Below are 12,918 nucleotides of genomic sequence, written 5' to 3' on the forward strand. Positions count from 1 at the left end.
CGTTGCAGACGGACGCCGGCGAGACTGTCACCGTATCGGCCACAAGATTCTTCCGACAGCACGCAAGAACGTACAACTCACCATTGAGGGCCTGCACTCGTACTATGTGCTAGCGGGCGAGACTCCTGTGCTGGTTCAAAAAAGCCGATGCCTCGTCGGCACCATTCTCGGACCGAAGGGGGGGTGAGAAGCTATGGCTATCCAAGGGGCGCAAAGCCGTTGCCGTCTCACAGACAAAGGAAGGGCTGGGTGTACGAGATCAAGAAGGATGAGGCAGCCGCGAATGGCCTTCATGAGCGTGTTGCTTAAGTCCGCGTGACGGATCCGGCCACGTAGGAAAAAATACCAATATCCGAACAGATGTGTGATCTACTTGCATGAGAGCGGACACAGCATGAATCCCCTGAGGGGCCAGGCAGGAATCCTAAACAGTGACCCCTGCAATCACATCCCGATCCCATGAAACGAATCGAAGAGCTGTTCCTCGACAATACGGACGGAGTCGTCGGGGACCCCATCGACTGGGATCCTCTGCGTGAGCCCGACGCTCTGCAGGAGGTCGGCCTCCTCGACTGTCGTATCTGCCCCCTGACCGGCCGTGCCGGCCTGCTCCTGGACATGCGCACCGCCCTGCAATACCGCGCAGGAAACGCTGCGCTCCTTGTCGTACGCGGGCTGCAGGCGTTCCGGTGGCACGAAGAAGCGCTGGAGCGTGGACTGCTCAACTTCGCCGTCATGTCAAGTGCGCCCTCCACGGTCAAGAAGACATGGCAGATGGACATCGGTCTCTTCCCGGACGGCGAACTGCGCGTTGCAGGCACGGCGGCAGAATTCTATCTTGTCGATGTCAACGGAATTCCAGAAGCGCCGCCCGATTACCAGAGGCGCGGGCTTCGAGAAGTGCGGGACGACCTGTCGTGGTGGGACTCGGACTGCACAGTTCTGCAATCGTCCAGCACAAGCAGAAACTGACCTGGGCCAGTGCAGGCTCGTCCACTTAATTTTATGGGCGAGCCCGTCAGCCCAGACAGACCACTGGCGGCATTCCCTGCGTTTGCCAGCGCCCCCGCGAGGTCGAGGCGGGAGTTTCTTTCACGGGGCGAAAGTCACAGTTCGCCGCTTCGGTTGTGCATTAAAGTCAGGCCGTACGGGGCGGGTGTGCGAACCACTGACGAGCGGCCCCGCTTCAGGAGTCAGCGATATCGCGCTTCGCTTCCGAGCGGGTGTCGTAGTAAGTCACTCGCCATGCCGACCCGAGCTCCCGCGCGAGGTCCTGAGCCATCAGCTCCCCAGCCCGCGCGAATCGCTCCTCGGCTTCACGAGACGGAAAGCCCGACATGATCGGATCATCCCGATCGAGCGTCGCGTCATACTGGTCGGCCCAAGCCGCGAGTCGCTCCGCCAACCCGGCCGACAACCCCAGACGCGCATCACCGGGTGACACGTCGCCGGCGTCGGAACCCGTCAGCCACAGGGCATGGCACCCGTAGTCTCCCATGAGCACGATGCTCCTGGGATCACTCTCTGCGTTCACCGGGTGCTCCTCTACTGGACCCCCTATACGTTAGCCGCACGTCCAATCGAGCAAAGCTCGCCCGTGCGAACCCTCCGTACCTCCGAGGAGTTGAGTTCCTCCGTTCACGAGACGGTAGTCACGTACGGTCACTACGGTTGCGCGTCGCGTCAGGTCGTACGGAGCCGATGTACGACCGCCGGCCGGTCAGCACCGACGCACAACGGGGAGAGGCACTCCATGGCGAACCCGAAGCAGAACAGGAAGCGCGTCACTGCGTGGCACGTGATCGGCGTACAAGTGGCGGCCTTCCGGCGGGCCTCCGGGTTAACGCAGGCTGCCCTCGCGGACATGTGCCGCGTCAGCGAGGACACGATCGCGTCGATCGAGCAGGGACGGCGCCCGCTTCAGCTGGACTTCGCGATCCTCCTGGACCGGCGCCTGGAGACCAAGGGTGCCTTGCAGGTCGCCGTGGAGAAGGTGCCGGAAAAGGAGCGGTTCCCGCTGTTCGTGCAGGATTACGTTGAGTACGAACAGGACGCCGTGGCACTGCACTCGTACGAGAACCAGTTGGTACCGGGGCTCCTCCAGACCGAGGACTATGCGCGCGCAGTCTTCAAGTCCTCCTACCCTCCCCTTGAGCCGGAGGAAGTGGAGGAGCGGGTGAAGAACCGCATGCAGCGGCAGTCCCTCCTGGAACGCAAGCCTCGCCCCATGCTGAGCTTCCTCCTGGAAGAGGTGATTTTGCACCGGCCCATCGGCGGTCCCCGCGCCTTGCGCCAGCAGATCAAGCGACTGCGCGAAGTCACCGAGCTTCCCTTCGTGACCATTCAGATCATGCCTACGAATCGCCAAACGCACGCCGCGCTCGATGGCCCGATGGTCCTCCTGGAGACCTCGGATCACGATCAACTCGCCTACATTGAGGGCCAACGCGTGAGCTTCCTCGTGGATGACCCCGAGGAAGTCAGCGTCTTCCAGCAGAAATGGGATGCTCCGGTCGCAGGCCCACTCGCCCGAGGAGAGTGTCTGCCTAATGGACGACCTGCTTGGAGAGACATGACCCGCGCAGCACACGGCACCGGCCTCAGCTGGTTCAAGTCAAGCTACAGCGGCAGCGAAGGCGGCGACTGCCTCGAAGTCGCTTACCACTGGCACAAGTCGAGCTACAGCAGCGACCAGGGCGGCGCATGCGTCGAGGTCGCCGCGCACCCCGCCGCCGTGCACATCAGGGACTCCAAGGTCACCGACGGGCCCGTGCTCACCGTCCCGCCCACCGCCTGGGCCGCGTTCCTCCGGGCGAGCGTCTAGCGTCTCGTGGCCGCGAGGTACACGCGGCGGGACGGGATCTCGTTCTCGTACGCCTCGCGGACCGTGCAGTCGTCGGTGCCGAAGCCCGCCTCGTGGGCCGCCCGGCGGAGCTCGTACGCGGTGTACTCCGACCAGTAGACGCGGAGTTCGCTGCCCAAGGGGTCATCGATGACGCCGTCCCCCGCGCCCTCCTTCGCGACGACGAGCAGCCGGCCGCCGGGGCGGATCGCGGCGGCCCAGGACGCCATCGTGTCGGGCAGCCGGTGCTTGGGCTGGTCGTGGAGCGAGTAGTACGCGACGAGGCCGTCGAGCGGGCCGCCCGTGAGCGCGCCCTGGTCCATGACGGCGAAGCGGCAGCCGGGCTGCTCCCGGCGCGCGAGCGCGACGCAGCGGGGCGAGAGGTCGATGCCCAGCATGTCGAGTCCGTACGCCGCGAGGAGGGCCGTGACGTGGCCGCAGGGCCCGCAGCCCGCGTCGTACACCCTGCCGCCCGCCCCGACCCGCTCCGCGAACGCGCGCAGCGCCTCCAGGTCGTACGGCTTCTCCTCCAACTCGTACCGGAAGAGCTGGAGATAGCGCTCCGCGCGCGCGTCCCAGGTGCGGACGACGTCGGCCGGGCTGCCCGGCGCGGGCGAGGACATGGGTATGTCGGCCATCACGGCAACCTACCGCGCCGGTACCGCCGTTCTCAGGCGAACTGGCCGACCACGTAGTCGCCCGCCGGCTGCCGTACGAGGACGTTCATGCGGTTGAAGGTGTTGATGACGGCGATCGCGGAGACCAGGGCCGCGAGCTGGTCCTCGTCGTAGTGCTTGGCGGCTGCGGCCCAGACCTCGTCCGGGACACCGCCCTCCGCGAGGCGGGTGCCGTGTTCGGTCAGCTCCAGCGCGGCGCGCTCCGCGTCGGTGAAGACGGTCGCCTCGCGCCAGGCCGCGACCAGGTTGAGGCGGGTCGCGGTCTCCCCGGCGTGTGCGGCCTCCTTGGTGTGCATGTCGAGGCAGGCCGCGCAGCCGTTGATCTGGCTGGCCCGCACCCGGACCAGCTCCTGGGTGGCCAGGGGCAGGGTGGAGTCCTCCAGGGCCCTGCCCGCCGCGACGATGTGCTTCAGGGCCTTGGCCGAGGCGGCGTGGGCGAAGAGGTCGAGACGAGCGTTCATGACCGGTTCCTGCCTTCTGTCGAGTGGTGGCTACACCTCTCTGACGGAGCGGCCGGGACCGAGGTAACAAGGGCCTCGTCACAGCCCCGCGCGCAGGGCGTTCACACGGGCCGCCGCCGCGTCGAAGGCGGTCGGGTCGAGGGAGCCGCCCAGGGCGTCGGCCAGGGCGGCCACCGCCTCGTCGCCCTGGGAGACGCTGCGGGCCGAGCAGAGCAGCAGGTCCATCCCGGCGGCGGCGGCCTTCACGGCGCGCTGCGACGTACTGCCGTAGGACGAGAGCGCACCGGCTTCCAGCGCGTCGGTGACGGTGACGCCCTTGAAGCCGAGCCGGTTGCGCAGCTCGCCGACGACGGTCGGCGAGAGGCCGGCCGGGCGGGCGGAGTCCAGGCCCGTGTAGACCGCCCAGGAGAGCATCACGAGCTTGACGCCCGCCGCGATCGCGTCCCGGTAAGGGACCTCGTCCACGCTGCGGAGGGTGGCGGCGGAGGTGGTGATCGTGACGGAGCGCAGATCGGTGTTCTGGCTCGCCGACGCCGGGCCCAGGCCCGGGAAGTGCTTGGCGGTGGCCGCGACGCCCTCGCGCTGCTGCGCGGTGATGAAGTCGGCCCCGCAACTGGCCACGGCGGCTGCCGACTTGCTGTACGAGCGCTCGTACTGGTCGGTGAAGTCGCCGTCCTTGCGGTACACGTCGAGGACGGGGGCCAGGTTGACGTTCATGCCGACGCCGGCGAGGTTCAGGCCCGCGCCGCTGCCGGTGAAGTCGGCCCAGTAGTGCGGATCGGCGGAGGCGCCGACATCCTTGGCGGACTTGACGGGCTCGCCGGGCAGGCGGCGGACCATGCCGCCCTCCTGGTCGGTCATGAGGAGCAGCGGCGCCTGGACGGGTGACGCGGCGCGGGCCGCGTTCATCGACCGGATGACGCCCTCGATCTGGGCCAGGCTCTGGACGTTCTCGCCGAAGAAGATCACGCCCGCCGTGTGGCCCTGCTCGATGGCCGTCATCAGGGAGGCGGGGGGTGTGAGGCCCGGGTAGGAGTGGATGACGCGCTGCCCGGCACGCTGGAGGGGCGACAGGGCGGAGAGGCGGGGGCGGGTGCTCTCGGGCGGCCGGAGGGCCGCCTGCGCTCCGGCCGCCGGGGCCAGACCGCCGGCGAGGGCGGCGGCGCCGGCGATCAGGGCGCCGCGCCGGCTCAGGGGTGGGGTCATGACGTACTCCTTCGTGAACGGTCGTGGGGGGCCGGGGCCTGGACCGGGGCCGGGGCCGGGGCCGGGGCCCAGGCCTGGGCCGGAGCGGCTTACCCGGCCGCTCCGGCGCGTACACCTATACGTCTGCGTTCACGGCGTGTTGTTCGCCAGGGCGAGGAGGCGGGAGCGGTCGCCGCTGAAGCGGTCGCGGTCGACGTTGCCGGAGATGCCGCTCACCGCGCCGGTGGAGGTGTACTGCCAGACGGTGTAGTAGGGGAAGCCCGACGGGATGCTGGGGCTGCTCGCGGTGGTCCAGTGGGCGACCCAGAGCGGGCTGAGGGCGGACATGCCGTTCCAGCCGCCGGTGCAGGTGTTCCACCAGCTCGGGCTGGTGTAGATCACCACATCACGGCCCGTGCGGGCCTTGTACTTGTTGTAGAAGTCCAGGACCCACTGCCGCATCCCGGCCTGCGAGTAGCCGTAGCAGGTGCCCTCGATGTCCAGCACGCCCGGGAGCGTGAGGTTGTCGCGCGACCAGGCGCCGCCGTTGCTCGCGAAGAAGTCGGCCTGGGCCGCGCCGCCGGAGACGTCCGGGCGGGCGAAGTGGTACGCGCCCCGGATCACGCCCGCGTTGTAGGCGCCCAGGTAGTTGGCGCTGAACGTCGGGTCCTTGTACGTCAGCCCCTCGGTGGCCTTCATCCAGGCGAACTCGATGCCCGCGCCGCGCACCGAGTTCCAGTTGATCCCGCCCTGCCAGCTGGACACGTCGATGCCGACCGGGTTGGCCTTGAGGTTGGCGTCCGGCCGTGCGTCCAGGGCGAGTTGCCGGGTGTCCGGCTTGAAGCCCTCGCGGTCCTGGACGTAGCCGACGCCCATGTAGCCCTTGCCGAGCGGGACCGGGCTGTCGTGGCGGGGTGACGACGAGGCGGTGCCGGACATCAGGCCGAGCAGCAGCGCCGCGCTCGTGCCGAGGACACCGGCCGCGGTGAGTCTCTTGCGCGTGGTCATGAGGAGCCTCCTGCTGTGGGGGGAAGCGGCCGTGACCGGCCGCTCGGGCAGCACGCTTCACGCGCGTACGGGTCTACGCGCGTCCACTTGTCGCGAACACGACATAGTGAGCCACAGGAGCCGCCCTCCGGTAAATAGCCGCCACCCCTCGTTAGTGGTCTAGACCCATCCCCGTCCATGTGAGCTGCGCGAACGGTCGCGGCCCGGCAGAACTTTCCGTGCGGCGTCTCCACTCGATCGGGTGGACGTTCCCCCTCAAAGGCATGATTCGCGGGCAATTGGCGAAAGCGGGCGCGATCATGCCTCGGTGATCTCTACCAATCGGACGGCCCGCCGTCCCAAGTCCCCTCTGCTGGCCGGGTTCGGCGGCGCTCTCGCCCTGTTGAGCCTGATCCCGGCGATCCCCGCGACCGCCGCCGCCCCCGCGCGCGACAGCGCCGTACGCACCACCGCCGCGTATGCCGCGCCGCGCCCGGTGACGCCCGCCGAGCGCCGTACCGCCGCCTACCTGGACTCGCTGCGGGACCGGCCCGCGCGGCTGCGGGCCTTCTTCAAGGAGCTGCCCAAGGGCGGTGACCTGCACAACCACCTCTCCGGAGCGGTGACCACCGAATATCTGCTCCAGCTCGCGATCGAGCAGGGGCTCTGCATCGACGCGACGATGACGGCCGTGGCCTCGCCGTGCGCCCCGGGCGCCCGGCCCGCCGCCGACGCGCGCACCGACGCCGCGTTCCGGCAGCAGATCATCCGGGCCTGGTCGATGCAGGACTTCCCGGCCGACGAGTCCGGGCACGACCACTTCTTCGACACCTTCGGCAAGTTCGGCATGGCCACCTGGTACGCCCGGGGCAAGATGCTCGCCAACGTCGCCGACACGGTGGTGAAGCAGAACCAGTTCTACCTGGAGACCATGGTCAGCCCGGCCTCCGAGAGCGCCAAGAAGCTGGCCGACGAGGTGGGTTACGACGCCGACCTCGCCGCATTCCACCGCAAACTGGCCGCCGGCGGCAAGCTGGACAAGGTCATCGACGAGGCGGTCCAGGAGGCCGACGACACCGACGTCCAGTTCCGCGAGGCCGCCCACTGCGACACCCCGCGCCCCGCCCCCGCCTGCGAGCTGCCCGTCCGGTGGATCTCGCAGGTCTCCCGGGGCAGTTCCCCGGCCCGTGTGTTCACGCAGATGGTGGTCGGCATGCGGCTGGCCGAGCGCGACCCGAGGTTCGTCGCGGTCAACCTCGTGCAGCCGGAGGACTGGGACAGCTCGCTGGAGAACTACAGCCTCCAGATGCGGATGCTGAAGTACCTGCGCGGGCAGTACCCGGGCGCCCACCTCACCCTGCACGCCGGTGAGCTGGCCCCGGGCCTGGTCAAGCCGGAGGACCTGACCTTCCACATCAACGAGGCGGTCCGGGTCGCCGGCGCCGAGCGCATCGGCCACGGCGTCGACCTGGTCCACGAGGACGACTGGCGCGCGCTGGCCCGGACCATGGCGCGGCGGCACGTGGCCGTCGAGGTGCCGTTCTCCAGCAACAAGCAGATCCTCGGCGTCGCGGGCGACGACCACCCGTTCAACGCGTACCGCCGCTACGGCGTGCCGGTCGTCCTGTCCACGGACGACCCGGGCGTCTCCCGGATCGACATCAGCCACGAGTACCAGTACGCCGCGAAGACCTACGGCCTCTCGTACACCGAGCTGAAGGACCTGGCCCGCGCCTCGCTGGAGTACGCCTTCCGCGACGGCCGCAGCCTGTGGGCCACCGGCACCGCGCCCTCCGGCTACCGCGTGGTGGCGGCCTGCCGGGCCGACCGCCCCGGTGACGGCCGCCCGAGCGAGCGCTGCGCGGACTACCTCGCGAGCAGCCCGAAGGCGGCGACCGAGTGGCGCCAGGAGGCGGCCTTCGCCGCGTTCGAGCGGGCCCACGGCGGACGCTGAGCCGGTCGGGCGATTCCGGAAGGGGTACGGGGCGCGGGCCCCGTGCCCCTTTCGCATGCCGTCAGAATCCGCCGCCGAAGTCCCCGCCGCCGCCGAACCCGCCGCCGTCGCCGCCGAAGCCTCCCCCGTCGCCGAAGCCTCCCCCGTCCCCGAAACCGCCGCCGCCGAAGCCGGAGGAGTCGAAGTCGGTGCCGGAGAAGTCGCCGCCCGAGAAGTCGCCGCCCAGGTCGCCGCCGCCGTAGTCCGCCGCGTACGCCGGGGTGGCCAGCATCGAGCCGAGCATCGTGCCGACCAGGAGGCCCGGCAGCAGCCCGCCGCCGAAGTAGCCGCCCGCCCACGGTCCGTAGGCCGGGCCCGCCTCCCAGTACGGGCGGCGGGTGCCGTCACCCACCTCGACCGTCCGGCTCATCGGGTCCCCGCCCTCGCTCAGCCGCACCCGGTCCGCCGCGCACACCGGGACCTCCCGGGCGCTGCCGCCCGCCGGGGCCCAGCGGACGTCGGCGACCGAGGGGCCGTGGCGCGGGTCGAAGAAGCAGGGCGGGCGGCGGACCGGGAGTTCGCGGCCGGAGCGGCGGGCGTCCAGCACGGCCAGCGAGTACCGCCCGTCCTCCAGGGCCCGGGTCACCCCGCGCACGTCCGAGGGGTGTCGCGCCCCGGCCATCCGGGACTTGGCGCTCTCGTAGGAGTCGAGGGCGCGTTCGTAGTCGGCGCGCATCGCGTCGTCAGCGCCGGGCTCCGCCGGGTGGAAGTCGAGCCGTTCCAGGGTCTCCCCGTACGCCGTGATGTCCTCGTCCACGACCACCCGCAGCCTGTCGAGCGCGACCCGCTCCTCTTCCGCCTTGCGCCTGCGGTTGCGGCGTACGACCGTGAACGCGGCGGCGCCGCCGAGGACGACCACGGCACCGGTCACGGCCAGGCCGACCGCGGCCGAGCCACCGCCGGTCGAGGAGGAGCGCTCGCCGCCGCTCCAGGAGGCGGGGGCGCTGCCCCGGGCCTGTTCGAGGGCGCTGTCCACGAAGGCGCCCAGCTGGGTCGCCGCGTCGGTGTCCGCGCCGGGGGTCTTCACGGCGGCGGTGAGGTTGATGACGGCGTTCCGGGACATGACCTGCGGATCGGCGCCCGCGCTGAAGCCGTCGCCGAGGCGGATCGCGTAAACGCCGGTGACGCCGGTCTCGGCGCGCAGGGTGCGCAGCACGGTGTCCTCGGGGAAGGCGGCGGTGTTCGGCAGCACGGCCACGAACACCGGTTTGTCCGCGTCCTCGATCTTCTTGCTCAGCGCGGCGGCCTGGCCCGGGGAGAGCTGGTCGGAGGCGGCCGGGTCGACGTAGACGGGCCCCTTGCGCAGGGCCTCGGCGACGTCGTTCACGGTGGTGGCGCCGGTCGCGGCCGGTGCGGCGGGGGCCGCCGCGGCCCCGGCCGCAGCCGGGGTCGCGGCCGGGGCCAGGAAGAGTGCGAGGGCGGACAGCACGGCCAGGAGCCCCGCCAGGAGCGCCGCCGGGGCCGAAAGGGTGAGAAACGGCCGGTTCCGCATACTCCCAAGCTAACGCACACGCGTATGAAACGGGTCTGGACGTACGAAACGGGCCTGGAAGTACGAAACTGGTCTGGACATGCGAAACGGGCGGGCGGCCTCCCGGGGCCCGCCCGCCCGTCCCGCGTCCTCAGGCGGCCCGGTAGGCGGTCCTGAGCTTCGCCACCGCGCCGGTCAGATCACCGGTGAGCAGCAGGTGGTCGGCGTCCGCGAACGGCTTGGACACCTTCTCGGTGAGCTTGCCGCCGGTCTTCTGCTGGACCAGCAGCCGGGCCTGGCCGACGATCTCCCGGCCCACCTCGGTCCGGCCGAGGCCGGCCTTCTCGGCGACCTGGGCGGCCACACCGAGCAGGGCGAGCGTGACCTCGCCGCCGGCCGGGGGCTTCCTCAGCGTGGTGAGGCCCCAGCCGTACGGGAACTGCGGGTCGTACGAGTCGTCGCCCACGTTGATCGGGAGCTGCTCCTCGGACTTGGGCCAGGTCACCGGCAGCTGCCCGGAGAAGGGCCGCTTGCCGAAGAGGACGTCGGCGACGCCGTCGCCCTCGGAGCCCGGCAGCCAGGAGGCCACCAGCGCGTCGATGCCGTCCAGCTGGTCCCCGATGAGCTGGGGGCGGCCCGAGACGATCAGGACGGCGCACTTCATCGCGGCGCAGACCTTGTCGATCGCGGCCCGGTCGGCGTCGGACAGCCTCAGGTCGTGCCCGTTGCCGACGTCACCGACGCCCTCCGCGTACGGGGTCTCGCCGACGACCACCACACCCACGTCGTGGCCGGCGGTGTCGGCGGACGCGTCCTTGGAGTACGTGACGGACGCGGCGTCCTTCTTCACGGCGGACAGGATCGTGGTGCCGGGGGTGATGGCGCCGGACGAGCCCTGCCAGCTGACGGTCCAGCCTCCCGCCTGGTTGCCGATGTCGTCGGCGTTGGAGCCGGCCACGTACACCTTCTGCGAGGACTTCAGCGGCAGCACACCGCCGTCGTTCTTCAGCAGCACCTGCGACTCGGCGGCGGCCTCGCGGGCCACGGCCCGGTGCTCCGCCGAGCCGATCTTCTCCAGGTTGGCGGTGTCCGCGTACGGCTGCTCGAAGAGGCCCAGCCTGAACTTCTGGGTCAGGATGCGGGAGACCGCGTCATCGATCCGGGACTGCGGGACGCGGCCCGCCGCGACCTCGTCCTGGAGCGTCTTCGTGAACTCCTTGTACTCGGTCGGGACCATGATCATGTCGAGCCCGGCGTTGACGGACGTGCGCACGTCGCTCGCGTAGTCGCCGGGGAGCTGGTCGATCGCCTTGTAGTCGCTGATGACGAAGCCCTCGAAGCCCATGCGGTCCTTGAGGACGCCGTTGATCATCTCGGCGTCGCCGTGCATCTTCACCGGGCCCCGGTCGTCCCCGATGATGTCGAGCGAGGAGTAGGACGGCATGACCGTGCCGACGCCCCGCTTCACCGCGTCCTCGAAGGGCGCGAGGTGGACGGCCTCCAGCTCCTGCCGGGTGACCTTGGTGACGCCCTGGTCGGTCGTGTACGAACCGGTGGTGGACGAGCCGTACTCCGTACCGCCGTCGCCGACGTAGTGCTTGGCGGTGGCCAGCACCTTGTCGTTGCGGTCCAGGTCCTTGCCGGAGGCGGCGCCCTGCATGCCCTGGATCACGGTCTCCAGGGACTTCACGAGGGCCGGGTCCTCGCCGTACGCCTCGTAGGAGCGGCCCCAGCGCTCGTCGCGCGAGACGCAGAGGCAGGGCGCGAAGTCCCACGGCACACCGGTGGCGCGGACCTCGCTCGCGGTGACCGCGCCGGTCTTCCGGGCCAGCTCCGGGTCGCGGGTGGCGCCGAGGCCGACGTTGTGCGGCATGACCGTCGCGCCGACCAGGTTGTTGTGGCCGTGCACCGCGTCCACGCCGTAGATCAGCGGGATCTGGAAGCGGGTGGCCTGGGCGCGCAGCTGGTAGCCGTCGATCATCTTCGCCCACGCCTCGGGGGTGTTGGGCGTGGGGACGGAGCCGCCGCCGGAGAGCAGCGAGCCGAGGTCGTACGTGGCGATGTCGCCCTGGGAGGAGAGCGCGTTGCGTTCGGCCTGGGTCATCTGGCCGGCCTTCTCGGCGGGCGACATCCGGGCGAGCAGGTCGGCGACGCGCTTCTTCACCGGCAGCTTCGGGTTCTGGTAGGGCAGCCCGTGGGCGTCGATGACGGCCTGCGGGTTCTCCTTCGGCGGCCGGGCTCCGGTGACGGTCAGCTCCAGCGGGACGGTCTTCGCGGTGGCGGCGCCGGAGACCTTCTTCGTCGCGATCTCCACCTGGTGGGTGGTGCCGGACGCGGTGCCCGCCGGGAAGGTGTACGTGCCGCTGACCGGCGTGAAGTCGGTGCCGGCTTCCGCCGTGCCGCCCTTCGTCTCGTACGCGACGGTGACGGGCTCCTCCAGCGGGACGGACCCGGTCGTGGTGAGCGTGAAGCCGAGGGACGCGGACGCGCCCTGCTTCACCGGGACCACCGCCGCCTCGGTGACGACGCTCGCCTTCAGGGCCGCGTCGGCCTTGCCGTACAGCTCGACGCCGTCCATGGCGAACTTCCCGGGGGCGCCGGGCGGCAGGGTGAGGGCGTACCCCCACATCTCGTTCAGGCCGAGGACCTGGTCGATGCCGCCGACGGGCTGGTAGTCGCCCCGGTAGGTGAAGTCGGTGAACGGGATCTCGACGAGGTGCCAGCCCTCCCAGTCGTCGGTGAACGAGGTGGTCCACAGCTCGGACGCCTCGCCGTGGGCGCCGCCGTCCTTGATCTCGAAGTTGATCCGCTTGCCCGAACCGGGCGGCAGCGGCGCGGTGTTCTGGCCGTACCACCAGAAGCGGATGCCCTTGTGGGCGGACCAGTCGTGGGCGGGCCGGTCGGCGGCGTAGTCGTGGCTGAAGCCGCCGTAGCCGCTGATGTCGTAGGTGCCTTCGAGGACCTTGGCGCCCTCGGGGGCGTCGGACCGGTCCGTCAGCGCCAGGGTGGGCGGGTCGTCGGCGTCGCCGCCCCAGGTGAAGATGCCTTCGGCCGGCTGGTTGGCGAAGGGCACCTCCCCCTCGAAGCGGTCGACGGCGACCGGTGCCGGATCGTCGGCGGACGGTGCCGCCGTGGACGGGACGGCCCCGGCGAGCAGGCCGGCCACCACGGTGGCGGCGGCCAGCACGGCGGTGGCGGGTCTGGCCCGGCGGCGGGTGCGGGGTGGCATCTGTGCGGCTCCTTCGTACGGGTTGCCGGTGCGGTGCGTACGGGGCGCGGCGCGGGCCCTCGGGGCCCGCGCC

Annotated in this window: 10 protein-coding genes; 3 read left to right on the forward strand and 7 right to left on the reverse strand. The window is 70.6% G+C overall.

Annotated features, from left to right (window positions below; translation table 11 throughout):
* Positions 1 to 459 precede the first annotated feature (459 nt).
* A complete protein-coding gene (locus tag FKN01_RS31575; protein WP_143626083.1) occupies positions 460 to 972 on the forward strand; it encodes a hypothetical protein in 513 nt (170 codons plus the stop codon).
* Positions 973 to 1,186: 214 nt separating this feature from the next.
* On the opposite strand, the gene FKN01_RS31580 is transcribed toward FKN01_RS31575, so the two are convergent.
* The gene (locus FKN01_RS31580; protein ID WP_143626084.1) at positions 1,187 to 1,534 is read right to left on the reverse strand and encodes a hypothetical protein; all 348 of its coding nucleotides are present in this window, start codon (positions 1,532 to 1,534) and stop codon (positions 1,187 to 1,189) included.
* A gap of 219 nt (positions 1,535 to 1,753) precedes the next feature.
* Between FKN01_RS31580 and FKN01_RS31585 the strand changes: the two genes are divergently transcribed.
* Positions 1,754 to 2,824: a Scr1 family TA system antitoxin-like transcriptional regulator gene (locus tag FKN01_RS31585; protein ID WP_313906187.1), complete on the forward strand. Its 1,071-nt coding sequence runs from the start codon at positions 1,754 to 1,756 to the stop codon at positions 2,822 to 2,824.
* Here the strand turns inward: FKN01_RS31585 and FKN01_RS31595 are convergent.
* The 4 genes from FKN01_RS31595 to FKN01_RS31610 all read right to left on the reverse strand — a co-directional run bounded on the left by FKN01_RS31595 (position 2,821) and on the right by FKN01_RS31610 (position 6,173).
* Positions 2,821 to 3,480 (reverse strand): trans-aconitate 2-methyltransferase, encoded by a 660-nt coding sequence (locus FKN01_RS31595; RefSeq protein WP_143626086.1) that lies wholly within the window; start codon positions 3,478 to 3,480, stop codon positions 2,821 to 2,823. The two genes, FKN01_RS31585 and FKN01_RS31595, sit on opposite strands and share 4 nt — an antisense overlap.
* A gap of 32 nt (positions 3,481 to 3,512) precedes the next feature.
* Positions 3,513 to 3,980, reverse strand: coding sequence for a carboxymuconolactone decarboxylase family protein (locus FKN01_RS31600; protein WP_143626087.1), 468 nt, complete (start codon positions 3,978 to 3,980; stop codon positions 3,513 to 3,515).
* Between the two features lie 78 nt (positions 3,981 to 4,058).
* Positions 4,059 to 5,186, reverse strand: coding sequence for a glycoside hydrolase family 3 N-terminal domain-containing protein (locus FKN01_RS31605; RefSeq protein ID WP_143626088.1), 1,128 nt, complete (start codon positions 5,184 to 5,186; stop codon positions 4,059 to 4,061).
* A 129-nt stretch (positions 5,187 to 5,315) separates the two neighbouring features.
* Positions 5,316 to 6,173, reverse strand: a complete 858-nt coding sequence (locus FKN01_RS31610; RefSeq protein WP_143626089.1) for a GH25 family lysozyme — start codon at positions 6,171 to 6,173, stop codon at positions 5,316 to 5,318.
* A 307-nt stretch (positions 6,174 to 6,480) separates the two neighbouring features.
* Between FKN01_RS31610 and FKN01_RS31615 the strand changes: the two genes are divergently transcribed.
* Entirely contained in the window at positions 6,481 to 8,106 is a 1,626-nt protein-coding gene (locus FKN01_RS31615; protein WP_143626090.1) for an adenosine deaminase, read from the forward strand.
* 61 nt (positions 8,107 to 8,167) lie between these two features.
* On the opposite strand, the gene FKN01_RS32875 is transcribed toward FKN01_RS31615, so the two are convergent.
* Positions 8,168 to 9,637 carry a hypothetical protein gene (locus FKN01_RS32875; protein WP_221939392.1) on the reverse strand — a complete coding sequence of 490 codons (1,470 nt, stop codon included), beginning with the start codon at positions 9,635 to 9,637 and terminating at the stop codon, positions 8,168 to 8,170.
* 130 nt (positions 9,638 to 9,767) lie between these two features.
* Positions 9,768 to 12,845: a glycoside hydrolase family 3 N-terminal domain-containing protein gene (locus FKN01_RS31630; protein ID WP_143626092.1), complete on the reverse strand. Its 3,078-nt coding sequence runs from the start codon at positions 12,843 to 12,845 to the stop codon at positions 9,768 to 9,770.
* Between the last annotated feature and the right edge of the window lie 73 nt (positions 12,846 to 12,918).

The sequence above is a fragment of the Streptomyces sp. 130 genome, assembly GCF_007096885.1.
In the GTDB taxonomy this organism is placed as follows: Bacteria; Actinomycetota; Actinomycetes; order Streptomycetales; family Streptomycetaceae; genus Streptomyces.